Genomic DNA, 24,671 nt, shown 5'->3' with positions numbered 1-24,671 from the left:
AATGGCAACACTGGGACATCGGCTCGCCGCGTTGCGGGCCGAGCACGACCTGACCTTGGCGGAGCTGTCCGAGAGGACGGGCATCTCCAAGTCGACGCTGTCGCGCCTGGAGACCGACCAGCGCAAGCCGACGCTGGAGCTGCTGCTGCCGCTGTCGCGCACCTACCAGGTCACGCTGGACGACCTGGTCGGAGCGCCGGAGGTCGGTGACCCGAGGGTGCAGCTGAAGCCGCGCCAGCTCGACCACGGCCGCGTCGCCGTCCCGCTGACCCGCTCGATCGGCCCGCTGCAGGCGTGGAAGATGATCATCACCGACGACCGGCTGCACGAGCCGCGCGTGCACGAGGGCTACGAGTGGTTCTACGTGCTCAGCGGACGGGTCCGGCTGCGCCTGGGCGAGAAGGAGGTCGTGCTGCGGGCCGGCGAGGTGGCCGAGTTCGACTGCCGCCAGCCGCACGCGATGAGCAGCGCGGACGGCAGGCCCGCGGAGATCATCAGCCTGTTCGGCAAGCAGGGCGAACGCATCCACACCCGCGCCGCGCCGCCGAAGCGGTCATAGAGTGGGCGCATGTGCCGAAACATCCGGGTGCTCCACAACTTCGAACCGCCGGCCACCTCGTCGGAGGTGCAGGCCGCCGCGGTGCAGTACGTGCGCAAGGTCAGCGGGGCGGCCAAGCCGTCCGCCGCGAACCAGGAGGCCTTCGACCGGGCGGTGGCGGCCGTCGCGGCGGCCACGCAGGAACTGCTCGACGCGCTGGTGACGTCGGCGCCGCCGAAGGACCGCGAGGTCGAGGCGGCCAAGGCGAAGGCGCGGGCCGCCGAGCGCTACGCGCGCTAGTCCCCGGTGCGGGTGTCGAGGTACATGCAGATGAGCTTGGCAGCGACACCGGCGGAACCGACGATGAACGCCTGGTCAGGGCCGAGGGTGAGGGCGATGGCCCACAGCAGCAGCGCGATCAGCACGAGGATGACCGTCACCTGCGCGGCGTGCGGCCACTGGCCGAGGCGGACGGGCCACCTCATCGGCCGACGGTCACCCTCCCTTTCGGGTGAACATCCAGCGGCCTGAACCGCCTTTCCCGCCATCGTGCTCCCTCGCTGCGAAATCTCCTGGTGAACCCATTGTCTTCAGTTGATCTTCTACGCAGGGTTACTCCTGCTGGTCGTGCGGTGAGCGTTGGGTGAGCGTCGGCGAACGGCAGACGAGCGGTCGGGTGGTTGATCGGTCGCCGGTCCGTCACGGTCCGTTCACCGAATGAGGTCCAAAGCACCGCCCTGAGTGCCACACGATTGAGTGAACAAGCAACACTACGTAATCATTAGCCCGTTCGGAGCAGCACCGTTTTTGTCAGACCCCTCCGCTAACGTCAGGTGAAGAAGGCGGTACGAGGGGAGAAAACGTTGCCGGACAACAACGTCAGCGTCACCGCACTGTCGTTCACCGAGTACGTCATGAGCGGTCAGCGTGGACGCATCAACATCGTGTCGGAACAACGGGGGATGTACCTGACCGACGACCCGAGGGTCTGCGGCTTCTACAACCCGATCCGCGACGCCATGCGCCGAGCGGTCAACTCCACCAAACCCGAGCTGGAGCTGAAGAAGGCCGTCATGGCCGCCAACCGCACCGGCCAGCCGCGGGCGTTCGAGGAGATCGCCGACGGCTTCCTGCCCTGGCTCGCCGCGTTCAAGGCGACCGGCGTGCCGGTCGAGGGCACCACCTACCGGGCCGGCGAGCTCACGCTCCGGGTGCGCCCGCACCTGGGTCTGCGGCGCAAGGACGGCTCCACCTACGCGGTGCTCGTCCACACCAAGGAGGTGCCGCTGACCAGGGAGGCGGCGAACGTCGGCCTGCGGATACTGCAGCACACCACCGCCGGCACGCTGCCGGGCGCCACGCCGATGGTGCTCGACGCGCGGCGCGGCAAGGCCTACCAGATGCCCAAGCGCACGAACCTGGGCAAGCTCGACGTGCTGATCGCGGCCGAGGCGATGGGCTACGTGACGCACTGGAAGCTGTCCGGCCTGTTCGAGTCGGTCCAGGTCGGCTAGCTCCGGCTCGACTCGGCCCGTCCACGGCCGGGCCGGGTCACCGCGCGGATGTGGTTGCAGCCGGTCTCGGGTGTGAGTGGTCGTCCGCGGGTGGATGACCGGCGTGCGGGGAACGGGTGTTGTTCAAGGCCAAGACCGGGGTGTCGTGGCGTGCCCTGCCCGAGCGGACAAGGGCTGCTCCAGCAAGCCCGTCCGCACCCGCCTGAGCCGCCGCGACATCCGGGCCACCATCCCCGAACGCCGCGACCGACAAGCCAACCGGGCCCGTCCACGGCCGGGCCCGGTCACCGCGCGGATGTCGTCGCCCACCGGCGACGTGCCCCCGAGGCGGTCAGCAGGCCTTGAGCAGCGCGGCCAGCGCGTCGTGCTCGGCCTGGTCGACGGTCAGCTTGTAGCTGATCTTCACCGAGATCCAGTGCTGGGCGTAGGTGCACCAGTAGGACTCCACCGGCGGCTTCCACTTCGCCGGGTCCTGGTCGCCCTTGCCGCGGTTGGTCTTCGCGGTCACGGCGACCAGCTGGATGCCGCCGAGGTCGTTTGCGAACGCCTTGCGCTGCTCGTCGGTCCACTTGTCGGCGCCGGAGCGCCAAGCCTCGGCCAGCGGCACGGTGTGGTCGATGTCGATCTCGGCCGCGTCCTTGACCACCACGTTGTCGTACGGGCTGGTCCAGGTGCCGGAGACGGCCTTGCAGTCCTTGTCCGTCGTGACGTCGGCGCCCTGGCGCTGCAGCACGATCTCCCTGGTGTCGCAGGAGTCCCCCTGCGATGCCCAGTGCGGGAACCGGTCGCGGCTGTAGCCGGTCATCTTGCCCTCGGGCGCGATCTGCAGCGCGTTGAGGTCGGTCGAGCTGCCCGGCCGCGGTGCCGGCGTGCTGGTCGTCGTGGGCCCGTCGTCCTTCGACTGGAGCTCGGTCAGGTACCAGCCCACTGCCACCAGCAGCACGAAGACGACAAGTGACGTCACCGCAGCGCGATTCATGCGGCAATGATCGACCATGCGGGTCACGGGCAGGTCACCCGGCCCGTGATTCCGCATGCCGGACGAGCGGTGTTACTGCGGACGCGAGGTCAGGTAGCCGCCCATGGTGCGGAAGTACTCCTGCGCCTTGAGCTCGGTGCCGTCCGCGGTGCGAACCTTCTTGACCAGCAACGCCTTGCTGCGACCGCGACGGGCCTCTGCGCCGGCGACGACCGCCACGCCGTCGCCCTCGCGGTAGAAGATGCGGCCGGGGGTGCCGCCGTAGACCTCGGCGGAGACGTCGGCCTCGATGATCTCCAGGCGCTCACCGCGGTGGAAGCAGAACGCGCTCGGGTACGGCGCGCACTGCGCCCGCACCAGCCGGTCCAGCTCCTCCGCGCTCCAGGTGAAGTCGATGCGCAGGTCCTCCTCCGCGCGCTTGTGGAAGAAGGAGGCCTGCGACCGGTCCTGCTTGGTGAAGTCCGTGCGCCCGGAGGCGATCTCGGCGAGGCCGTCGACGGTGATCGGGCCGAACAGCTCCAGCGTCTTGGCGAACAGGTCGGCGGCGGTGTCGCGCGGGCCGACGGGGACCGAGCGCTGCAGCACGATGTCGCCGGCGTCGAGGGTGTCGTCCATCATGTGCGCGGTCACGCCGACCTCCTTCTCGTCGTTGATCAGCGCCCAGATCAACGGGGAGAAGCCCGCGTACTTCGGCAGCAGCGAGTCGTGCACGTTCAGCGTGCCGCGCTTGGGCAGGGCGAAGACCTGCGGCGGGATCCACGTCCGCCAGTTGCACGCGACGATCACGTCCGGGTCGGCGGCCTTGAGCGCGTCGAGCAGCTCCTGGTCCTCCGGCCGTTCGCGGATCAGGACGTCGACGCCGTTCTCGCGGGCCAGGTCCTCGACCGAGTCGCTCCAGACCTTCTCGTACACGCCCTCACCCCTCGGGTGGGTCACCACCAGGACGACCTCGTGCTCAGATGCCAAAAGTGCCTGCAGGGTGCGATGACCCCAGGTCTGGAACCCGAACATGACGACCCTCATGGGGGTGTCCTCCTTCGACGCGGTGAGATACGGTCAGGCTAACCTAACGAAGTGCTTGCAGATAAGCTTAGGCTGCCCTAAGTTGAATGCTCGTGCACCCCATCTACGACGTCGTCGGCATCGGGTTCGGACCTTCCAACCTGGCGCTCGCCATCGCTCTCACCGAGCACAACGAGCAGGCCGAAACCCCTGTCACCGCGGTGTTCCTGGAACGCCAGCAGGCGTTCGGCTGGCATCGCGGCATGTTGCTCGACGACGCCACGATGCAGGTCTCGTTCCTCAAGGACCTGGTCACCATGCGGAACCCGACCAGCCGCTTCTCGTTCCTGTGCTACCTCAAGGACCGCGGCCGGCTCGTCGACTTCGTCAACCACAAGAACCTGTTCCCGCTGCGGGTCGAGTTCCACGACTACTTCGAGTGGGCCGCCGCGCAGGTCGACGACCTGGTCACCTACGGCGCGGAAGCCGTTGGCGTGGAAGCGGTCGAGGACGACCTGTTCGAGGTGACGACCGCCACGGGTGACGTCTACCGCGCCCGCAACCTCGTCTTCGCCACGGGTCTGCGCCCGACCGTTCCCGAGGGCGTCGTGCTGTCGGACCGCGTGTGGCACAACAGCCAGTTCCTGCACCGCGTCGGTGAGCTCAAGGACCCGAAGCGCCTTGTCGTCGTGGGTGCCGGGCAGAGCGCGGCGGAAGCGGTCGCCCACCTGCACCGCGAGTTCCCCGGTGCCGAGATCTGCTCGGTGTTCTCCCGCTACGGCTACAGCCCCGCCGACGACAGCTCGTTCGCGAACCGGATCTTCGACCCGGAGGCCGTCGACCACTACTTCGACGCGCCGGACGCGGTGAAGCAGCGGTTGATGGACTACCACCGCAACACCAACTACTCCGTGGTCGACGTCGACCTCATCGCCCAGCTGTACCGGACCACCTACCGGGAGAAGGTGCTCGGCACCGAGCGGCTGAGGATGATGAACATGACCCGGCTCGTGGCGGTCGAGGAGTCCGCGACCGGCGCCCGTGCCGTGGTGCAGTCGCTCGTCACCGGCGAGCAGGAGTTCCTCGACACCGACCTGGTGCTGCTCGCGACCGGGTACGACGAGGCCACGCCGGCCCTCGGTGCGCTCGACGCGACGTGCGCCCGTGACGCCGCGGGGCGGCTCGTCGTGGGCCGGGACTACCGCGTGCGGACGTCGTTGCGCGGCGGCATCTACGTCCAGGGCGGCACCGAGCACTCGCACGGCATCACGTCGTCGCTGTTGTCCAACGTCGCGGTGCGGTCAGGTGAGATCCTGGACTCCGTGCTGACCAACACCCCCGTGCCGGTCCTCGCGACCGCGTGAGACTCGACCTGAAGCTGACGGGCTGCCGGGCCCTCACGATGGACCCGGCCCGCCCCGCCGCGCACACGATCGGCATCTGGCAGGGCCGCATCGCCGGGCTGGACGAGCAGGTCGAGGACCTGTCGGCGGCCGAGACCATCGACCTCGGCGGCGCCGTGGTGCTTCCCGGTTTCATCGACGCGCACACGCACCTGGCGTGGAACGGCCGGCGCACCGTCGACGTGACCGGGCTGGACACCGTCGCCGCCGTGCAGCACGCGTTGGCCGACGCACCCGGCACGGCGTGGATCGAGGCGTCCGGCTACGACCGGCGGATCATGGACCGCCCGCTGACCGCGGTGGACCTCGACGCGATCAGCGGCGACCGGCCGGTGTACGTGGCCGACCTGTCCGGGCACGCGTGCGTCGTGAACTCCGCCGTGCTGCGCCGGCTGCCGGGCATCACGAGCGACGGCTGGCTGACCGAGAACGAACAGCTGGCCGCGCGGTCGTTGCGGCTGCCCTACTCGGTCGACGAGGTCGTCGACGAGCTGCGGCGCAGTGCGGAGCAGGTGCTGGCCGAGGGCGTGACGATGTGCGCGGAGGCGGGCATCGGCGCCGGGCTGATCGCGTCGAGCCCGCTGGAGGCCCTGGCCTACCAACGGGCCGAGCTGCCGATCCGGATGCAGCTCATGGTGTCCGCACACGTGCTGCACGACGTGGCCGCCGATCCGGCCGATGGCATCGCACGGGCGATCGACCTCGGGCTGCGCACCGGGTTCGGCGACGACATGCTGTCGTTGGGCGCCATGAAGCTGTGGACCGACGGCGGCATGATCGCGCGCACGGCCGCGTTGACCGAGCCGTACGCCGGGAGCGACAACGTCGGGCAGCTCGCCGAGCCGGAGGAGCTCGTGCGGGCGGCAATCGCCGACGCGCACAACGCCGGGTGGCAGCTCGCGGTCCACGCGATCGGCGACCGGGCGATCGACTTCACCCTCGACGCGGTGGCGCGGGCGCAGTCCGCACGACCGCGCCCGGACGCCCGGCACCGGGTCGAGCACTGCGGCCTGGTGCGTCCCGAACAGCTCGGACGGATCGCGGCCCTCGGGATGATCCCCGTCGTCCAGCCGACGTTCCTGTGGGCCTACGGCGACGACTACAGCGAGATCATGGGACCGGGCCGGGCGCCCTGGCTGTACCGCGGGCGGTCGTTCCTCGACCACGGCATCACCGTGGCGGGCAGCTCCGACCGGCCGGTCGCGGACGGCGCACCGTTGCGCGGCATCGAGTTCATGGTGCGGCGGCGGTCGTCCGGCGGTCGCGCGGTCGGTCAGGACGAGGCGATCAGCGTCGAGGAGGCGATCCGCGCGTACACGCTCGGCAGCGCCTACGCGTGCCGCAAGGAGGACGTGCTGGGCAGCCTCACCCCTGGCAAGCTCGCCGACCTCGTGGTGCTCGGCGACGACCCGCGCACCAGCGACGCGATCGCCGACATCCCCGTGCTGGCCACGATGGTCGGCGGGAACCTCATGCCTCAGCGATCCGCTTGAGCCTGGCGAGGCGGCTGTCCCACTGCGAGGCCAGCGACGCCATCCAGGAGGCGGTGGCGTCGAGCGCGTCGGACCGGACCGAGAAGCAGTTCTCCCGGCCGGCCCGCCGCGACGTCACCAGCTCGGCGCGTTCGAGCACGGCCAGGTGCTTCACGATCGCCTGGCGGCTGACCGGGAGCTCGCCCGCGAGCGCCGACGCCGACACCGGGCCGCGGGCGGCGACGAGGTCGAGGACCTGGCGGCGCATGGGGTCCGCGAGCGCGGCGAGGACCTCGCTGACCCGGTCCTGATCGTCCTGCTTCACCCTGCGGAGCCCTCCTGCAACCGTGCGGTTGCAGCAAGGCTACTGGAGGTGGAACGTGGCGGCCAGCGTCGCCAGCCGGTCGGCGACGTCGGCGTGGACGTCGGACCGGCGCACCCACGCCTCGGTGCCGCTGCTCGCGGACGGCGGCGTGCCCAGCGGCGAGACCGCGTCGGTGACGCCGTACTCCAGCCGGTAGGCGAGGACCGCGATCGCCGACTCCAGCCAGAACGACGGGTCCGGCGCGGTGATCTCGCCCAGGCCGACGCGGAACCACACCGGCATCCGCGCGTACTGCCCGAGCGCGTCGGAGATGCGGCGGGCGGCGGCGTCCCTGATCTCGGCGCGGGCCTTCTCACCCGCGCGCACGGCCTCGGTGCGCCACTCCTCGCCGACGGCCTCCTCGTCGGCCGCCAGCCGTTCGGCCGCGCGGAGCGCACTGGCCTCGTTGGCGTGGATCAGCCACTCCACCTGGCGCACCTCGTGGCTGAGGGCGTCGCGTTCGAAGCGCGGCACCCGTCCGCTGGCGAGCCTGGAGCGGGCCTCGTCGCGGCGCGCCTTGAGGCCCTCGAACTCCAGCACCTCCCGGCGCAGCTCGACCCGCATCGGGTCGGCGAGGAGCTCCTGCTCCGCGTCCCACGCCGTCCGCAGCGCACTGACCAGCGGCGCGATGTCGTCGGCGACCGCGTCGAGGTCCACCAGCGCGCCGTCGCCGGCACCGGACAGCCTGCGCTCCAGCGCCGTGAGCCGCGCCGTCACCCGCTCCAGCTCCGCGGCGAGCTGGCCGACGTGGCTGATCAGCGTGGCGACCTGCGGTTCGACGACGTCGAGGCGTTCCTTCTCCGTGGGCACGCGACCAGCGAACCGGACGGTGCCCGACCGGCCAAGGCGCGTACTCCTGATTGCACGCCATCGAGTACCGCTTCCGCCCGGCCGAGGCACCCGCCCTCACCCACCGTCACGACGCGGGTGAACTGGGCCGAAGCGGGGTATGAATGGGAAATGGCGACCTCTGCTACCGAGACCGAACGCAAGTACGAGGCCCCATCGGACGCGAGTCTGCCGGACCTCACCGAGATCACCGGTGTCGTGACGGGCCCCGAGGAGTTCGACCTCGAAGCCACCTACTTCGACACCGACGACTACCGCCTCGCCCGCGCCGGCGTGACCCTGCGCAGGCGCGTCGGCGGTCACGACGAGGGCTGGCACCTCAAGCTGCCCGCCGGCACCGACTCGCGCCAGGAGCTGCACGCCCCGCTCGGCCGCGCCGTGAAGACACCGCCGAAGGACCTCACGTCCCTGGTGCGCGCCCACACCCGCGGCTCGTCCCTGGCGCCGGTGGCGCAGATCAAGACGAACCGCCGCCGCTGGCAGCTGTCCAACGGCGACGGCGAGGTGCTGGCCGAGGTCGTCGACGACGTGGTGACCGCCCAGACCATGGGGTCGTCCACCCGCACCACCTCGTGGCGCGAGATCGAGGTCGAGCTCGGCACCGGCGACCGCGCCCTGCTCGACACCGTCGAACAGCACCTGGGCGACGCGGGCATCCACCGCTCGTCGTCGGCCTCGAAGCTCTCGCAGGTGATCGGCGTCAAGCGCGACCCGGTCCCGCGCGTGACGAAGAAGTCCACGGCGGGGGACGTCGTCCTCGCCTACCTGCACGAGCAACGCGCAGCCCTGCAGAACGAGGACCCGCGCGTGCGCCGCAGCGAGGACGACGCCGTGCACCAGATGCGCGTCGCCACCCGCCGCATGCGCTCGGCACTGCAGGCGTTCGGCAAGGTCGTCGACCGCGACGCCACCCGCACCCTGACCGACGAGCTGAAGTGGCTCGCGGGCGTCCTGGGCACCTCCCGTGACCTGGAGGTGCTGCGGACGCGCTTCGAGCAGGCCCTGCACGCCCTCCCGCCGGAGCTGGCCCTCGGTGACGTGGCCGCACGCCTCACCCGCCACTTCGCCCCGCGCGAGGCCGCCGCCCACGAGGCCTCCGTCGCCGCCCTCGACGACGAGCGCTACTTCGCCCTGCTGAACTCCATCGACACCCTGCTCACCGATCCCCCGCTCACCCCGCTCGCCGCGGGCAGGGCCAAGGACGTCCTGCCCAAGCTCGTGGAGAAGGCCCGCCACCGCCTGGACGCCCGCATCAAGACCGCCCTCGCCACCGACGACAGCGACACGCCCCTGCACGAGGCCCGCAAGGCCGCGAAGCGCCTGCGCTACTCCGCCGAGGTCGCCGAACCCGCGCTCGGCAAGCACGCCACGGCCCTGCGCAAGCGCGCCAAGGAGGTGCAGACCCTGCTCGGCGACCACCAGGACTCCGTCGTGGCCCGGCCGGTGCTGCTGGAGCTGGGGCGGGGCGACGACAACGGGTTCACGTTCGGGCTGCTGTACGGGCAGGAGGTGGAGCTCGCCCACCGGACGGAGGCGGCGCTTCCGGCGCTGTGGCACAGGCTGTCGAAGGAACACCCTTAGACCGCAGGGATTCAGGGTCGGGCCGGGGGCGGGACGTCCCGCCCCCGGCCCGTTCGCGCAAGCCTCCGGGAACCGGCACAATTGGTCTGGACCTTGACATCCCGGCCGGGCGCTGAAACCGTGATCCCCAGCGCCGCCGCCACTTCGCTCCCTGCCCTGGAGGACGAGTCGTGGCACGACATCGAGCCAAATCCGCCCTGGCGGCCGTGCTGATCGCCGCATCTGGAGTCCTGGTGACCGGTACCGCCGACGCAGCCCCGCCGCCCCCGCAGCTCGTTCCGCACCCCGCCCAGCTGACCGCGCGTCCCGGCGTCTTCACGCTGTCGCCGTCCGCCAAGATCCAGGTGACCACGCGGCACGCCGCCGCGCCCGCCGAGCTCCTGGCCGACACCCTGCGGCCCTCCACCGGTTTCCGCCTGCCGGTCACCGACCGGCTCGGCCACACCGGGATCGTCTTCGCGGGCGGCGCCGACCGGAAGGTCGGTCCCGAGGGCTACCAGCTCGACGTGACGCCGAGGCAGGTGGTCATCCGCGCCAACACGGCGGCCGGCCACTTCAACGGCGTGGCCACGTTGCGCCAGCTGTTGCCCGCCAAGGCGGAGGCGAAGCGGAAGCAGCCCGGGCCGTGGCAGGTCAGGGGCGCGAGCATCACGGACTTCCCGCGCTACCACCACCGCGGCGCGATGCTCGACGTCAGCCGGCACTTCTTCACCACCGACCAGGTGAAGCGCTACGTCGACCAGCTCGCCACGTTCAAGGTCAACTACTTCCACCTCCACCTGTCCGACGACCAGGGGTGGCGGCTGGAGATCAAGTCGTGGCCCGAGCTGACGAAGATCGGCGGCAGCACCGAGGTCGGCGGCCGCACCGGCCGGCTCTACTACACGCAGCAGCAGTACAAGGACCTCGTCGCGCACGCGGCGTCGCGCGGCATCACGGTGATCCCCGAGTTCGACATGCCGGGTCACACCAACGCCGCCCAGGCGAGCTACGCCGAGCTGAACTGCGACGGCCAGAAGCGGCCGCTCTACACCGGCATCGAGGTCGGCTTCTCGTCGTTGTGCATCAACAACGACGTCACGTACCGGTTCGTCGAGGACGTCGTCCGCGAGGTCTCGGCGATCACGCCCGGTCCGTACTTCCACCTCGGCGGCGACGAGGCCCACTCGACCTCCGACGCGGACTACCAGACGTTCATGGACCGCGCGCTGCCGATCGTGAAGAAGTACGGCAAGACCACCGTCGGCTGGCACGAGTTCGTCAAGACCACCACCGACACCTCCGTCGTCCCGCAGTTCTGGGGCACCAAGACGACCAACGCGGACGTGGCCGCGGCGGCCCAGCGCGGCAACAAGGTGCTCATGTCGCCGGCGAACCGGGTCTACCTCGACATGAAGTACGACAAGAACACCGCACTCGGCCTCAGCTGGGCCGGGTACGTCGAGGTGAAGGACGCTTACAGCTGGAACCCCGGCGCGTACCTCGACGGGGTCGGCGAGGCCAGTGTCCGCGGCGTCGAGGCTCCACTGTGGACGGAGACGCTGCGGACGACGGCCGACGTCGAGCACATGGCGTTCCCGCGCCTGCCCGTGGTGGCCGAGCTCGGCTGGGCACCCGCCTCGGTCCACGACTGGGAGCGGTTCGCGCCGCGGCTGGGCGCGCAGGCACCCCGGTGGGAGGCGATGGGCATCGGCTACTACGCCTCCCCCCAGGTGCCTTGGCGCAAGTGAGCGGTCAGAAGTAGCCCTGCGCGCGGTCGGTGTAGCTGACCAGCAGGTGCTTCACGCGCCGGTACTCGGCGAGCACCGCGGTGTTCGCCGGGTACGCGTGGTAGTTGTTCACCCAGACCCGTTCCGCGCGCAGCTCCTGGCCGAGGCGGTGGGCCAGCACGACGTCGCGGGACCAGACGCCGGCGCCGATCTGGGCGGTGGCCTCGTTGGCGATCTTCACGGCGTCGTCGCGGTCGTCGAACCTGGTCACCGACACGACCGGGCCGAGCACGTCGTCGGCGAACACGCCGGAGCGGTGGTCGCCCTCGAAGATCGTCGGCTGGACGTAGTGGCCGGAGGCCTCGCCGCCGGTGACCAGGCGGGCGCCCTCGGCCCTGCCGCGGGCGACGTAGGCGAGCACGCGGTCGCGCTGGGCCAGCGACACCACGGCGCCGACCACCGTGTCGGTGTCGAGGGGGTTGCCGGTGCGCAGCTGCCGGGTGCGTTCGGTCGCGAGGTGCAGCAGCTCCTCGTAGCCCGCGGTCTGGACCAGCGCGCGGGACGGGGCCGTGGCCACCTGGCCCTGGTTGGCGGCGAACATCGCGAAGCCCTCCAGCGCCTTGTCGAGGAAGTCGTCGCGCTGGGCGGTGACGTCGGCGAAGAAGATGTTCGGGCAGCGGCCGGCGACCGCCGGGTGGTCATCAGATCCGGTGATCACGTTCACCACACCGGGTGGCAGCAGGTCGGCGATCACGTCCATGAGCACGTGGACCGACGCGGGCGTCTGCAGCGCGGGCTCCAGGACCACGGTGTTCCCGGCGCCGAGCGCGGGGGCGAGCACGCGGGCGGCGTGCAGCAGCGGGAACGCCCAGCCGAGCCTGCGCTGCACCACGCCGACGGGCTGGTGGGTGCGGTAGTCGGTGGTGCCGCAGCCGAGCTGCTCGACCGTGCCGACCTCGGTGCGGATGACGGCGGCGACCTGGCGGAACTGCTCGATCAGCATCGGGACGTCGTTGACCAGCGCCTCGCGCACCGGCTTGCCGTTGTCCCACGTCTCCGCGACGGCCAGCTCGGTGGCGTGCTCCTCGACCCGGTCGGCGATCTCACCCAGGACCGTGGCGCGCTCCCGTGCCGTGGTGCGCCCCCAGGCCTGTGCGGCACCGCCGGCCGAGTGCAGCGCACGGGCGCGATCGGCGTCGGTGCCGCGCGCGACCTCCGTGAACACCTCGCCGGTCACCGGCGTCACGTTCTCGGCGTACTCGCCGGCGACGGGTGGCACGTGGTCGCCGCCGATGAAGTGGTCGTACCTGGGCCGGTACGCGACCACGCTGCCGGGCTGCCCCGGTGCCGCGTACTGCGTCATTCTCGACTCCCTGCGGAAGATGGCCCACCGATCGCCTGAGGTGGGGGAAATGAGAAAGTAGGCAGCAGAACGTTGCATGCTCGTTGCAAGCCGTGGATGGACCAGTGACCGCCGACCACCGGCAACACGCACTGTTGCTCAGCCGGGTCAGAGATGCCGTGTTGAGTGGCACTCGCACGGCCGATTCGCCACGCTCCGTCATCTCGGCGTCGTGGCAGCGGTCACTCGCGGCCAACGTGAACCCCGACCTGCACACCGCGCCGACGGTGTTCGCCCAGGACGAGCTGCCGGACCTGCGTGAACGGCACCCGCTGCACCCGACGCTGCCGGTGCTGCGCGAGACGCTGCTGGGCTTCGCCGAGGAGGCGAGGCACATCATGGTGGTCGCGGACGCCCAGGGCCACATCCTGTGGTGCGAGGGCTCCCACCCGACCCGCTCCTACGCCGAGGACGTCGGCCTGGGCGCGGGGACGCTCTGGTCGGAGGACGCGGCGGGGACGAACGCGATGGGCACCGCGCTCGCGGTGAACTCCAGCGTCACCGTCCACTCCGCAGAGCACCTGGTGCGCACCTACCACCACTGGACGTGCGCGGGGAGCCCGGTGCGCGACCCGGACACCGGCGAGGTGATCGGCGTCGTCGACCTGAGCGGTCCGATGGAGACGATGCACCCGTCGATGGTGGCGCTGGTGTCGGCCTCCGCCCGGCTCGCCGAGTCGGCGCTGCTGGCCAGGATGAGCGCCCAGGACGAGGAGCTGCGGGCGCGCAACATGCGGCACCTGGTCGCGTTGCGCGGTGAGCCGGGCGCGTTGCTCAGCCCGACCGGCCGGGTCGTCGCCGCCGAGCCGTACGGGCTGGTACCGCCGCGCGTCGACGTGTCGTCGGACCGGGTGCGGCTGCCCGACGGCCGTGACGCCGTGCTGGAACCGCTCGCCCACGGGTACCTGCTGCGCGTTCCCCGGCAGCGGCTCGTGCGCCGTTCGGTGCTGTCGCTGTCGTTCCTGCTGCCCGAACCGAAGGTGGTGCTGGACGCCCGCGAGGTGCCGATCTCGTTGCGGCACGCGGAGATCCTGTGCGCGCTGACGGTGCACGGCGGCCTGACCGCCGACCAGCTCGCGTTGCGGCTCTACGGCGAGCGCGGCAATCCCACGACCGTTCGTGCGGAGCTGCACCGGTTGCGCGCGCAGCTGGGCGCCGGCGTGCTCGCGACCCGCCCGTACCGGCTGACCGCGCACGTGGAGGCCGACTTCCTGGCCGTGCGCGCCGCCCTCCGCAACGGTGACGTCCCGCTGGCCGCCTCCCGCTACCGCGGCACACTGCTCCCCCGTTCCGAAGCGCCGGTCGTGCTGGCCGAGCGCGACGACCTGGCGAGCGGTGTGCGCCGGGCCGTGCTGTCGCGCGGTGACGCGAACGCGCTGTGGACGTTCGTCCAGACCGACTCCGGTGAGCACGACGCCGAGGCGATGGAACAGCTGGTCAGGCTGTTGCCGCCGAACGACGTGCGGGTCGCGATCACGACCGCCCGGCTGCGGAGGCTCAACCAGGACGATTGACAAGACTCTCAGCACATGAATATCTTCTCAACTAAGATACTTGGTTGAGGGGGAAGTCATGCGCGTACTCATCATCGGAGCGGGGACCGGTGGCCTGTGCCTGGCACACGGGCTGAAGAAGGCCGGCGTGGACGTGGCGCTGTTCGAACGCGACCGCACGCCGCGCAGCATGCTGATCGGCTACCGGGTCGGGATCAGCCCGGACGGCAGCAAGGCGCTGCACAGCTGCTTACCCGAGGAGGTGTTCGCCGAGTTCGTGCGCACCACGGCCCGGCCGCCGAAGCTGATCAACATGCGCACCGAGAAGTACCGCGAGCTGCTGGTCGCGGAACTGCCCGAGCAGAGCGACGAGTCCCGCAGCGAGAAGTCGGTGAGCCGCATCGCGATGCGGACCGCGCTGCTGACCGGGCTGGAGGACGTCGTGCGGTTCGACAAGGCGTTCACCCGCTTCAGCCGCAACGACGACGGCTCGGTCACCGCGTTCTTCGCCGACGGCACCTCCGAGACCGGTGACGTGCTCGTCGGAGCCGACGGCGCGCAGTCGAAGCTGCGCAAGCAGTACCTGCCGCACGCGCGGATCTCCGACACCGGCATCACCTCGATCGCCGGCAAGCTGCCGCTCACCCCGGAGAACCTGGCGCTGTTGCCACCGCAGGCGGAACGGGCCGTGACGCTGCTGCACGGCCCGCGCGGCTCGTTCGTGATCCTGCACGTCATGCGCTTCGACACCGCGGGCGTCGAGGACGACTACATCATGTGGGGCTACGCGGCGGCACACGACAAGTTCCCCGAGCTCGACGGGCTGGACCAGGAGCAGCTCAAGCAGGTCGTGCTGGGGATGACGCCGAAGTTCCACCCGAACCTGCGCGAGCTCTTCCGGCTGGCCGACCCGCGGACCGTGTTCCGGATCAAGGTCCGCACGTCGGAGCCGGTTCGGCCGTGGAAGCCCAGCAACGTCACGCTGATCGGTGACGCCGTGCACCTCATGACGCCGGGCCGCGGCATCGGCGCGAACACCGCGTTGCGCGACGCGGAGCTGCTGACCCGCAAGCTCACCGAGGCCCACCGCGGCAAGGACGTGGTCACCGCCATCGGTGAGTACGAGACCGAGATGGTGGAGTACGGGTTCAAGGCCGTGCTCGCCTCGCGTGAGCAGATGGACGGCACCGGCATGCTGCACAGGCCCGTGATCGGCCGGGTCGTGCTCGCGATGTTCCGCACGGTCCTGCGCGTCACGAACGCCGTTCCCGCGCTCAAGCGGCGCATGATGGCGAGGGACGCGGCCGAGCGTGATCACGTAAGTTCGGCGCATGAGGTTGTTCACGCCGGGTGAGGTGGTCGTGCGGCGGGAGGTGCTGCACGGCAGGGTCTGGTCGGAGATGCCGACCAGGGTCGTGGTCGACGAGCCGGGGCTGCTCGCGGTGTTCGTGGAGCCGGGCACCCCGCTCACCTACCCCGAGCACCACCACCCGCACCCGTGGGACCGGCCGGAACGCGGTTTCTGGCGCGGCCACGGCAAGCTCATGCTGCACCGCCCGGACGACGCCTACTCGGTCGACCTGTTCTGGCACGGCGAGGACCGCCGCTTCGGCAACTACTACCTGAACCTGCAGGCGCCCTACCGGCGCACGGCCGACGGTTTCGAGACCCTCGACCACGCGCTCGACTACACCATGGCGCCCGACGGCACGTGGCAGCAGCGCGACCTCGACGAGTTCGAGGAGCAGGTGGCGGCCGGCAAGTACTCCGCGGCGGAGGCCGAGGCGATCCGCGCGGAGGGCGTGAAGATCGAGCAGATGCTGGCGTCCGGTGAGATCTGGTGGGACACGGCCTGGGCGGACTGGGCGCCGTCACCGGGGTGGCGATGAAGGTCCGGCCGCTCTCCCACGACACCCTGGTCGCCGAGATCGTCTCCCGCGTCACCGCGCTGGACGGCCGGGTGCGCGTGCTCCTCGACGGCGCTCCCGCCGCCGAACCGGGCAAGCTCGCCGACGCGCTCGTGGAACCGTTGCGCGCCACGGGCCGTTCCGTCCAGCGCGTGTCCACACAGGACTTCCTGCGACCGGCGTCGGTGCGGCTGGAGCACGGCCGCACCGACCCGTACTCCTACCGGCACGACTGGTTCGACCTGGCCGGTCTGCAACGCGAGGTGCTCGACCCCGCGCTGGACGGCAAGGTGCTGCCGTCGCTGTGGAACGCCGCCACCGACCGGGCCAGCCGCGCGGAGTACGTGGACGTGCCGGAGAACGGCGTGGTGCTGGTCGACGGCACCCTGCTGCTCGACCGGTGGCTGCCCGCGGAGCTGACCGTGCACCTGTGGCTCTCGCCGGGAGCGCTGCGCCGCAAGACCGCCGAGCAGTGGACGCTGCCCGCGTTCGACGACTACGAGCCGGTGGCCGACCTGGTCGTGCGCTACGACCACCCCGACCGGCCGGGCCTCGTCGAGTCGTGACCCGTCCCTGCTCCACGCGGCGTTCCCGGGACCGCGCCCCCGCCGTGGCCGTACACTCGGGGACGTGATGCGGCAGGAGACCAGGAATCGGGCGGTGCTGCTGCTCGCCGTCTTCCTGCCCGCTCTCTACGCGTTCACGCTGCTGTCCTCGCCGACCGAGGTCGTCGCGGCCGTGACCGCCTTGGCGCTCGCGTTGCTCGTCGTGGTCGCGCTCGTGCCGCGCTCGGTGGCACCGGCCCGGTCGCTCGCGATCCGCGAACGCGCTGAACGATCGGCGCAGCTGCGGCTGCGCAACCCCGACACCGCTGGTCGGCCCCGTCCCCGAGCACCGGGGTGCCGGACGTTCTGACACGTCCCGCACACCCGACTCAAGACGGAGAAAGAACCCTTGTTCGCTGACCTGGGCGCTGCCCTGGCGAGCTTCGGCACGCCCGCGCTCGCCATCGTCCTGTTCACCATCGTCGTGCGGCTCGCGCTGCACCCGCTGTACCGCGCCGCCGTGCGCGGGGAGAAGGCCAAGGCCAAGCTCGCGCCGGAGATCCGGGAGCTGCAGAAGAAGCACGGCAAGGACCTGGTGCGGTTCTCGGAGGAGTCGCAGAAGGTCTACCAGAGCAACGGCGTCTCGATGTTCGCGGGACTGCTGCCGATGCTCGCGACGGCCCCGTTCTTCATGGTCGTCTACCAGGTCGTCACCACGCCGAACCCGTTGCTGGAGGGCACGTTGTTCGGCGTCTCGCTCGGCTCGCACTTCACCACCGGCTTCGCGTGGGTGTTCTTCGCGCTGTTCGCGGCGCTGGCCGTGGTGGCGTACCTGACCGTGCGGTGGCAGCGGTCGCAGCTGACCGCCACGCCCGCGCCGGGGTTCATGACCGGGCTGGTGAAGGTGCTGCCGTTCGGCACGATCCTGGTCGCGGCCTACCTGCCGCTGGCCGCCGGGCTGTACCTGCTCACCACGACGACGTGGACGATCGCGGAACGGGCGCTGCTCTACCGCATCCTGAGCTGAAGCTGGGCGATCAGGCGCACCAGCGGGTCGTCCAGGTCCAGGTCGATCCGCCGCAGCCGGTACCGCAGCGTGTTCGGGTGGACGTGCAGCCGGTCCGCCGCGGCCCGCACGTCCCCCAGCGCGTCGAGGTAGGCGAGCAGCGACTTCGCGAGCTCCGGGTCCAGCGCGTCGATGCGGGGGTCGCGAATCCTCGGGTTGTCCTGCAGCAGCGCGAGGATCTCGCTCACCAGCACCTGCGAGCGCACGTCGGCGAGCGTGGCGACCTCGGCGTCGAGGTCGCGGGCCATCGCGTCGAGCACGCGTTCGGCCTCCTGCCGTGACACCCGCACCTCGTCGAGCGTGGCCACCGTCGAGCCGACCGCCGCCTGCACCGCCGTGTGCAGGTGGCGGCGGGCCGTGGTGACGATCTCGCGGGTGAGGTTCAGCAGCTGCGCGTTCGGGGCGAGGTCGGGCAGCAGCACGTAGGTGCGGCCGCCGGACTCGCTGACCAGCGCGCTGCGCCGGTACGCCGCCGCGTGCACGGAGATCAGGCCGGTCATCTCGGCCCTGCGCAGCTCGTGCTCGCTGCGGTCGCCCTCGGCGCTCCTGAGCGCGAAGACCACCACCGCGGCGGGTTTGCCGGGGTCGGCGCCGATCTGGCCGGCGACGGTGGCCGCGTCCATCCGGCCGGTGAGCAGGGCGGCGAGGAGGTTCTCCCGGAACCGGGACGTGGGCTGGTTGCGCTGCTGGATCAGGTGCGGGGCGGTGACGCGGGCGGCGCCGAGCAGTGCGCGTTCGGCCTGGGCGGTGAGCGGCTGGTCGCCCTCCTGCACCCAGATCGTGCCGAGCGGCTGCGACCCCGCGTGGATGCCGACGGCGATGCGGCGGCGGATGCCGAGCTCGGGGCGTTCATCGATGCGCACCACCTCCTCGCCCGACCGCAGCAGGTTGTAGACGCCCCACTCGCGCAGCATCTTCAGGTACGGCTCCGGCCCCTGGCGGCCGAGGATCGACAGCCGGCGCAGCTCGTCGACCTCGTCGGACGACCGCGAGTAGGCCAGCACGCGGCTCGCGGTGTCCTCGATGCTGACGATGCCGCCGGTGAGGGTGGCGATCGTCTGCGCGAGCGCGAACAGGTCGCCGAGCACCTCGCCGTCGTCGGTCGTCGTCGTGAGCACGCCTTTGGCCAACGACTCCAGGTGCGCCCACCGCACCTCCGGCCTGACCTCCAGCAACGCCACGCCCGCGTCCGTCGCCGCCTGTTCCAGCGCCGGCGAGCTCTCCTTCACGGCGACGGCGGCGGCCTTCGCCCGTCCGGCAGCCCTGACCAGCGGCAACGCGGCCCGGCCACGTGCGCCGATGACCAGCGCGAGGTCCCCCGCCGCCACGTCCGGCGGGTCGTCCGGGTCCATGATCACGACGTCGCGCACGTCGACCTCCAGGCCGTGGGGCGCGACCTGCAGTTCGACGAGCGGGTCACCGAGCGCGATCAGAATGTGCCGCAAACTCATCCCCGCCCCACCCCCGCCGCTCCTGCTGCTCCGGCACGCGGGGGCCCCGCGTTCCCTCCTGGGGTACGAAAGCTCCCCGCGTGCACTTCAACACTGTCCGATCGTACACCTGAACTGGTGAAATTTGGTTGGTCGGACAACGGATGGCGGCTTGACCGGACTTACGGTTGGGGCACCGACGATTCGACGAGGAGTTGCGAGTGGACGCGGTCACCCAGGTTCCCGCCCCGGTCAACGAGCCGGTCCTGCAGTACGCCCCCGGCACCCCGGAGCGCGCCGAGCTGCAGGCCAAGCTGACCGAGCTGCAGAAGGAGCCGCTCGAGCTGACGCTCACCATCGGTGGCGAGCAGCGCATGGGTGGCGGCGAGCGGTTCGACGTCGTCCAGCCGCACAACCACCGCTCGGTCCTCGGCACCCTCGCCGGCGCGACCCAGCAGGACACCACCGACGCCCTGCGCGCGGCTCGCGAGGCCGCCCCTGCGTGGCGCGCGATGTCGTTCGACGACCGCGCGGCGATCCTGCTGCGCGCCGCCGACCTGCTCGCCGGCCCGTGGCGGCAGACGCTGAACGCCGCGACCATGCTCGGCCAGTCGAAGACCGCGATCCAGGCGGAGATCGACTCGGCCTGCGAGCTGATCGACTTCTGGCGCTTCAACGTGCAGTTCGCCCGCAACCTGCTGAGCGAGCAGCCGATCTCCTCCCCCGGTGTGTGGAACCGCACGGACCACCGCCCGCTGGAGGGCTTCGTCTACGCGATCACGCCGTTCAACTTCACCGCCATCGCCGGCAACCTGCCGACCGCGCCCGCGCTGATGGGCAACGTGGTGCTGTGGAAGCCGTCGCCGACCCAGTCGTTCGCCGCGCACCTCACCATGCGGCTGCTGGAGGAGGCGGGCATGCCGCCCGGCGTCATCAACCTGCTGCCCGGTGACGGCCTGGCCGTCTCCGAGGTCGCGCTGAGCTCCCCCGACCTCGCGGGCATCCACTTCACCGGCTCCACCGCGACGTTCCAGAAGCTGTGGGCGCAGGTCGGCGCGAACATCGCGAACTACCGCTCGTACCCGCGGATCGTCGGCGAGACCGGCGGCAAGGACTTCATCCTCGCGCACCCGTCGGCCGACCCGGACGTGCTGCGCGTGGCCATGATCCGCGGTGCTTTCGAGTACCAGGGCCAGAAGTGCTCCGCCGCGTCGCGCGCCTACGTGCCGCGCTCGGTGTGGAACAAGATCAAGGACCAGTTCCTGGCCGAGGTCGAGGCGCTGACCTACGGCGACGTCACCGACTTCTCGAACTTCGGTGGCGCGGTGATCGACCGCCGTTCGTTCGACAAGCTGTCGGGCGTGCTGCAGGCCGCGCGGGCGGACTCCTCGCTGGAGATCGCCGCCGGCGGCACCGCGGACGACTCGGACGGCTTCTTCGTCCGGCCCACCGTGCTGCTCGGTTCCGACCCGGCGAACTCCGTGTTCACCACCGAGTTCTTCGGCCCGGTGCTCGCGGTCCACGTCTTCGAGGACGCCGACTACGCGACGGTGCTCAAGCAGATGGAGAGCGCGGCGCCGTACGGCCTCACCGGCTCGATCATCGCCCGTGACCGCGCCGCCGTGGCGCACGCGCAGGAGGAGCTGCGGTTCGCCGCGGGCAACTTCTACGTCAACGACAAGCCCACCGGTGCCGTCGTCGGCCAGCAGCCCTTCGGCGGCGGCCGCGCGTCCGGCACGAACGACAAGGCGGGGTCGGTCCACAACCTGCTCCGCTGGGTGAGCCCGCGCTCCATCAAGGAGACGTTCGTGGCCCCCACCTCCCACCTCCACCCGCACCAGGGCTAGACCAGGCCCTCCTGGGTGAGGGGAACGTCGTTGCGCCACAAGCACTTCGACGTTCCCCTCACCTCTCACACCCCGAGGACGTGAACCATGTTGCGCTCCAGCCTCCTCCTGGCGTCCCGCAGCGCGGGTACCCGCAAGCTCGTCGAGTCGACGCCGCTGACCCGGCCCGTCGTCGAGCGGTTCGTCGCCGGTGCCGACGTCTCCTCCGCGATCCACACGACCGCCGAGGTGCTCGGTGACGGCCGCCTGGTCACGCTGGACCACCTCGGTGAGGACACCGTCGAGGAGTCGCAGGCGAACGACACCGTCGAGGCGTACCTGACGCTGCTGGCGCAGCTGGAGCGGCACGGGCTCACCGACGGCGCCGAGGTGTCGGTCAAGCTGTCGGCCGTCGGCCAGTCGCTGCCGGTGGACGGCGAGAAGATCGCGCTGGAGAACGCCCGCCGCATCTGCGCCGCGGCCGCCGTCGTCGGCACGACCGTGACGCTCGACATGGAGGACCACACCACCACCGACTCGACGCTGGGCATCCTGCGCGAGCTGCGGGTGGACTTCCCGTGGGTGGGTGCGGTGCTGCAGGCCTACCTGAAGCGCACCGAGCAGGACTGCCGCGATCTCGCGCACGCCGGTTCCCGCGTGCGGCTGTGCAAGGGCGCCTACCAGGAGCCCGCTTCCGTTGCGTACCAGGACAAGCACGACGTCGACCTGTCGTACGTGCGGTGCCTCAAGGTGCTGATGGAGGGTGCCGGCTACCCGATGGTCGCCTCGCACGACCCGCGGCTGATCGCCATCGCCGCCGACCTCGCGTCCACGCGGTCGAAGGACACCTACGAGTTCCAGATGCTGTACGGCATCCGGCCGGAGGAGCAGCGGCGCATCGCGTCCGAGGGCAACCGGATGCGCGTCTACGTGCCGTACGGCGACGAGTGGTACGGCTACTTCATGCGCCGGCTCGCCGAGCGCCCCGCCAACGTGGCGTTCTTCGTGCGGTCGCTGCTCACGACCAGCTGAGCGCGCTCTCGGCCGCGGCTGCTGTCTCCAGCGCGAACTCCAGCTTCGCCTCGTCGCCCACCTCGCGTGCGATCCGCACCGCGCGGTGGGCGAGCCGGAGCGCCTTGTCGACCTCGAACCCGGTCTCCACGCACAGCCTGCTGTAGATGGTGAGCGCGTCGGCGTACCCCGGCTGCTCGTCCAGCTCCGGTCCGAGCAGGTGCCACAGCACGATCGCGGTGTGCGCGGTGTTCCTGGCCTCCTCCTTCCGTTCCGCGGCACGGAGCTTGCACGCGTGCTGCTGGAGCGCGGCGAGGTGGGCGACCGGTCCGGTCTTCGGGATCAGCACCCGCCACACGCCGAGCGCGAACTCCGATGCCCGCAGCGCGCGGACGTGGTGGTCCGCTTCGGACAGTGCACGGACCACCGGTTGCAGGCCCGGCGCCAGTTTCGTGCCGAAGAAGTCGATGAGCTGCGACGGCAGGCGGTCGCAGATCTCCAGGAACTCGTCCGCGTGCCGCAGCGCCGCCTCGTGCCGGTCGTGCAGCAGCTCCTGCTCGGTGAGGACGGCGAGGGCGAGCACCAGGTCGACCTGGTTCCACACGAGATCCCGTGCGACCAGTTCCCGGTGCACCGCAACGGCTTCCTCCGCCGCGTGCAGGTCGTCCGCGACGTGCACCACGGTGAGCAGCGCCGTGCCGAGGCCCTTGCGGTCGTCCGTCTCACGCCACAGCATCACGGCCTCCTGCGCGACCAGCCGGGCGTCCGGGTCGCCGAGCTCGTGCACCGCCCTGCTGTACCGCGTCAGCGCGTCCGCCAGCTCCGAGCGGAACGTGTCGGGGTTGACGACCGCGAGCCGGCGGAACAGCTCGACGGCCTCCCGCAGCGTCTCGCTCGCGGCCTCCGCGCGGCGCAGGTCGGTGAGCATCACACCGGCCATGGCGAGGTTGCGGGCCAGCTCCGGTTCGAACCGCGGGTCCTCCTGGGCGAGTACCCGCCAGTTCGCGATGGACAGCTGCATCGACTCGGCGGCGTGCTGCTTCTCGCCCTCGGCGTGGAAACGGCGGGCCATCGCGGCGGCGACCCTGGCGTAGTCGCCGCGGAACAGCGAGGGGTGGTTCTTCGCCAGCTCCTGGAAGAGCAGGGTGGCGCGGCTGAGCGCCGTCATCGCCGCCTCGTCCTGGTGCAGCGCCTGGTAGCGGTAGCTGATCTGCTCCAGCGCGGACGCGAGCTGCGGAATGGTCTCCGGGTCGTCCTCCGCGATCTCGCGCCACAGCCCGATGGCCTCCTCCGAGACCTGCAGCACCTCGTCGCGGCGCTGGGCGTTGATGAGCCGCAGGCCGAGGTCCCCCAGCGCGTCCGCGAGCAGCGGCCGGTTCTCCGGGTCCCGCCGCGCCAGCTCCCGGTAGCACTCGACCTCCTGGCGGGAGGCCTCGACGGACTCGTGCCGCAGCCCGCACACCATCGTGCGGGCGCTGAGCATCCCGTACATCTCGGCGCGTTCCAGGGTGTCCTCGGCGCCCTCGATCAGCCTGCGGGTGAGCATCGACGGGATGGCGTCGGTGGCGAACCGCTCGTCGCGGAAGAGCCGGCGGGCCAGGTGCTCCGCCGTGGCGCGGGAGCCGATCTCCGCGGTGATGCGCAGGCTGTCGCGGGCCATGTCGCGGACGACCTCCGGGTGCTCGGCGACGAGCCGGTCGAGCCGCGGCCGCAGTGCGGGCCAGCGCAGGGCGGCGCGGGCGAGCAGGTCGGGGTCCGGGGAGTCCGGGGTGGCCACGGCGAGGTAGTCCTCGGCGATGCGGCCGGTGCGTGGACCGCTGTCGCGCCGGAGGAGCTGGCGGACGAGCTGGGTGCGGTTCACCTCGCACGGGTCGCCGTGCACCGCGGTGAGCGCGGCCATGTGCAGGTCGAGGGTGGTCTCGTCGGCGATGTTCGGCGGTGGTTCGTCGGGTGCGGTGACGCCGAGCTGCTTGGCGAAGTGCTCGCAGGCGAGGGTGAACGACTCGGCGCGGTCGGCCGGGCTCGGCGGGAGCGCGAGCTCGGTGACCTCGTGGTCGAAGTCGGCGACGCGCTGGCGGGTCGAGGACCACCACCAGCCCGTGATCCGGCTCGCCAGCAGCACCCTGGTGCGCTGCGGGCCGTGCCGCAGGGTGTCCTGGAGCTGCTCGAAGACCTGCTGCCAGGTGCGGCGGTCGGCGTCGTCGAGGACCAGCAGCCGCCCGTGCGCGTCGTCGTCCCACAGCTCCGCGAACCGCTGGAGCAGCCGGGTCTTGCCCGCGCCCGCCGGGGCGTGCACGAGCAGGGACGCCTGCGGGACGGGGCTGTCGCGCCACGCCACGAGTGCGTCGAGTTCGGGTTCTCTGCCGTGAAAGGGGACCACCTGGTGGGTGGGGTCCAGCAGTGCGGCGACGCTGAGTGCTCGATCCACGGCTTCATAGTCGGCCGGTGGTCAGGTGAGGGACAGCAAGACCACACCATCGGGGAATCTTCGCGTTTTTCCTTCACTCCTTCGCTGGCTGGCTTGGAGGAACTCCAACGGAATTGTGGTGCTGACGGCGGTGTAGATGGCCGGCTCGACCG

The 24,671-nt window shown here is 71.0% G+C and carries 23 protein-coding genes; 15 read left to right on the top strand and 8 right to left on the bottom strand.

The genetic code is table 11. The features are described 5' to 3' along the window. Position 1: 1 nt before the first annotated feature. Both ACZ7CD_RS31250 and ACZ7CD_RS31245 read left to right on the top strand, forming a co-directional pair. Complete coding sequence (locus tag ACZ7CD_RS31250; protein WP_360400840.1) at positions 2–559, top strand: helix-turn-helix domain-containing protein; 558 nt, start codon at positions 2–4, stop codon at positions 557–559. Between the two features lie 9 nt (positions 560–568). Continuing rightward, on the top strand, positions 569–838 hold the full coding sequence (locus ACZ7CD_RS31245; RefSeq protein ID WP_360400843.1) for a DUF2277 domain-containing protein: 270 nt from the start codon (positions 569–571) through the stop codon (positions 836–838). On the opposite strand, the gene ACZ7CD_RS31240 is transcribed toward ACZ7CD_RS31245, so the two are convergent. Next, positions 835–1,023 (bottom strand): hypothetical protein, encoded by a 189-nt coding sequence (locus ACZ7CD_RS31240; protein WP_360400846.1) that lies wholly within the window; start codon positions 1,021–1,023, stop codon positions 835–837. The two genes, ACZ7CD_RS31245 and ACZ7CD_RS31240, sit on opposite strands and share 4 nt — an antisense overlap. A 378-nt stretch (positions 1,024–1,401) precedes the next feature. Between ACZ7CD_RS31240 and ACZ7CD_RS31235 the strand changes: the two genes are divergently transcribed. Beyond that, positions 1,402–2,052, top strand: a complete 651-nt coding sequence (locus ACZ7CD_RS31235; protein ID WP_470380290.1) for a hypothetical protein — start codon at positions 1,402–1,404, stop codon at positions 2,050–2,052. 331 nt (positions 2,053–2,383) lie between these two features. On the opposite strand, the gene ACZ7CD_RS31230 is transcribed toward ACZ7CD_RS31235, so the two are convergent. Beyond that, positions 2,384–3,031, bottom strand: a complete 648-nt coding sequence (locus ACZ7CD_RS31230; RefSeq protein ID WP_360400852.1) for an HNH endonuclease family protein — start codon at positions 3,029–3,031, stop codon at positions 2,384–2,386. 72 nt (positions 3,032–3,103) lie between these two features. Then, positions 3,104–4,054, bottom strand: a complete 951-nt coding sequence (locus ACZ7CD_RS31225) for a methionyl-tRNA formyltransferase (RefSeq protein WP_360400855.1) — start codon at positions 4,052–4,054, stop codon at positions 3,104–3,106. A gap of 86 nt (positions 4,055–4,140) precedes the next feature. Here ACZ7CD_RS31225 and ACZ7CD_RS31220 point away from each other — a divergent pair, with 86 nt between their 5' ends. Together ACZ7CD_RS31220 and ACZ7CD_RS31215 are read left to right on the top strand one after the other, a co-directional pair. Next, positions 4,141–5,397 (top strand): lysine N(6)-hydroxylase/L-ornithine N(5)-oxygenase family protein, encoded by a 1,257-nt coding sequence (locus tag ACZ7CD_RS31220; RefSeq protein ID WP_470380289.1) that lies wholly within the window; start codon positions 4,141–4,143, stop codon positions 5,395–5,397. Further along, positions 5,394–6,929, top strand: coding sequence for an amidohydrolase (locus ACZ7CD_RS31215; protein WP_470380288.1), 1,536 nt, complete (start codon positions 5,394–5,396; stop codon positions 6,927–6,929). The genes ACZ7CD_RS31220 and ACZ7CD_RS31215 overlap by 4 nt, the downstream gene beginning before the upstream one ends. On the opposite strand, the gene ACZ7CD_RS31210 is transcribed toward ACZ7CD_RS31215, so the two are convergent. Beyond that, the gene (locus tag ACZ7CD_RS31210) at positions 6,907–7,233 is read right to left on the bottom strand and encodes an ArsR/SmtB family transcription factor (RefSeq protein WP_360400864.1); all 327 of its coding nucleotides are present in this window, start codon (positions 7,231–7,233) and stop codon (positions 6,907–6,909) included. The genes ACZ7CD_RS31215 and ACZ7CD_RS31210 overlap by 23 nt on opposite strands. 39 nt (positions 7,234–7,272) lie before the next feature. Beyond that, positions 7,273–8,082, bottom strand: coding sequence for a hypothetical protein (locus ACZ7CD_RS31205; RefSeq protein WP_470380287.1), 810 nt, complete (start codon positions 8,080–8,082; stop codon positions 7,273–7,275). Positions 8,083–8,232: 150 nt separating this feature from the next. On the opposite strand from ACZ7CD_RS31205, the gene ACZ7CD_RS31200 reads away from it, so the two are divergent. Further along, entirely contained in the window at positions 8,233–9,702 is a 1,470-nt protein-coding gene (locus ACZ7CD_RS31200) for a CYTH and CHAD domain-containing protein (RefSeq protein ID WP_470380286.1), read from the top strand. A gap of 170 nt (positions 9,703–9,872) precedes the next feature. Beyond that, on the top strand, positions 9,873–11,432 hold the full coding sequence (locus tag ACZ7CD_RS31195; protein ID WP_470380285.1) for a beta-N-acetylhexosaminidase: 1,560 nt from the start codon (positions 9,873–9,875) through the stop codon (positions 11,430–11,432). Positions 11,433–11,436: 4 nt separating this feature from the next. Here ACZ7CD_RS31195 and ACZ7CD_RS31190 read toward each other — a convergent pair whose 3' ends face one another. Beyond that, the gene (locus ACZ7CD_RS31190; protein WP_458434014.1) at positions 11,437–12,774 is read right to left on the bottom strand and encodes an aldehyde dehydrogenase family protein; all 1,338 of its coding nucleotides are present in this window, start codon (positions 12,772–12,774) and stop codon (positions 11,437–11,439) included. 158 nt (positions 12,775–12,932) lie between these two features. On the opposite strand from ACZ7CD_RS31190, the gene ACZ7CD_RS31185 reads away from it, so the two are divergent. The 6 genes from ACZ7CD_RS31185 to ACZ7CD_RS31160 all read left to right on the top strand — a co-directional run bounded on the left by ACZ7CD_RS31185 (position 12,933) and on the right by ACZ7CD_RS31160 (position 17,785). Then, entirely contained in the window at positions 12,933–14,327 is a 1,395-nt protein-coding gene (locus tag ACZ7CD_RS31185) for a GAF domain-containing protein (RefSeq protein WP_360400879.1), read from the top strand. A 58-nt stretch (positions 14,328–14,385) separates the two neighbouring features. Continuing rightward, positions 14,386–15,660, top strand: coding sequence for an FAD-dependent oxidoreductase (locus ACZ7CD_RS31180; protein WP_360400882.1), 1,275 nt, complete (start codon positions 14,386–14,388; stop codon positions 15,658–15,660). Continuing rightward, the gene (locus ACZ7CD_RS31175; RefSeq protein ID WP_360400885.1) at positions 15,638–16,195 is read left to right on the top strand and encodes a DUF402 domain-containing protein; all 558 of its coding nucleotides are present in this window, start codon (positions 15,638–15,640) and stop codon (positions 16,193–16,195) included. The genes ACZ7CD_RS31180 and ACZ7CD_RS31175 overlap by 23 nt, the downstream gene beginning before the upstream one ends. Next, positions 16,192–16,779: a nucleoside/nucleotide kinase family protein gene (locus ACZ7CD_RS31170; RefSeq protein ID WP_360401014.1), complete on the top strand. Its 588-nt coding sequence runs from the start codon at positions 16,192–16,194 to the stop codon at positions 16,777–16,779. Before ACZ7CD_RS31175 ends, ACZ7CD_RS31170 begins: the two co-directional genes overlap by 4 nt. Positions 16,780–16,846: 67 nt before the next feature. Further along, on the top strand, positions 16,847–17,128 hold the full coding sequence (locus ACZ7CD_RS31165) for a DUF6412 domain-containing protein (protein ID WP_458434468.1): 282 nt from the start codon (positions 16,847–16,849) through the stop codon (positions 17,126–17,128). 39 nt (positions 17,129–17,167) lie between these two features. Then, positions 17,168–17,785, top strand: a complete 618-nt coding sequence (locus ACZ7CD_RS31160) for a YidC/Oxa1 family membrane protein insertase (RefSeq protein ID WP_360400891.1) — start codon at positions 17,168–17,170, stop codon at positions 17,783–17,785. On the opposite strand, the gene ACZ7CD_RS31155 is transcribed toward ACZ7CD_RS31160, so the two are convergent. Continuing rightward, positions 17,767–19,275: a PucR family transcriptional regulator gene (locus ACZ7CD_RS31155; RefSeq protein ID WP_360400894.1), complete on the bottom strand. Its 1,509-nt coding sequence runs from the start codon at positions 19,273–19,275 to the stop codon at positions 17,767–17,769. The two genes, ACZ7CD_RS31160 and ACZ7CD_RS31155, sit on opposite strands and share 19 nt — an antisense overlap. Before the next feature lie 200 nt (positions 19,276–19,475). Here ACZ7CD_RS31155 and pruA point away from each other — a divergent pair, with 200 nt between their 5' ends. Both pruA and ACZ7CD_RS31145 read left to right on the top strand, forming a co-directional pair. Beyond that, complete coding sequence (gene pruA, locus ACZ7CD_RS31150; RefSeq protein ID WP_470380284.1) at positions 19,476–21,101, top strand: L-glutamate gamma-semialdehyde dehydrogenase; 1,626 nt, start codon at positions 19,476–19,478, stop codon at positions 21,099–21,101. Positions 21,102–21,188: 87 nt separating this feature from the next. Beyond that, positions 21,189–22,112 (top strand): proline dehydrogenase family protein, encoded by a 924-nt coding sequence (locus ACZ7CD_RS31145; protein ID WP_470380283.1) that lies wholly within the window; start codon positions 21,189–21,191, stop codon positions 22,110–22,112. Here the strand turns inward: ACZ7CD_RS31145 and ACZ7CD_RS31140 are convergent. Further along, a complete protein-coding gene (locus tag ACZ7CD_RS31140; protein WP_470380282.1) occupies positions 22,099–24,519 on the bottom strand; it encodes a hypothetical protein in 2,421 nt (806 codons plus the stop codon). The genes ACZ7CD_RS31145 and ACZ7CD_RS31140 overlap by 14 nt on opposite strands. Between the last annotated feature and the right edge of the window lie 152 nt (positions 24,520–24,671).

This window comes from Lentzea sp. NPDC036949, from assembly GCF_055608075.1.
Note: the sequence above shows the minus strand (reverse complement) of the source record. Positions and strands in the feature narration are given on the sequence as shown.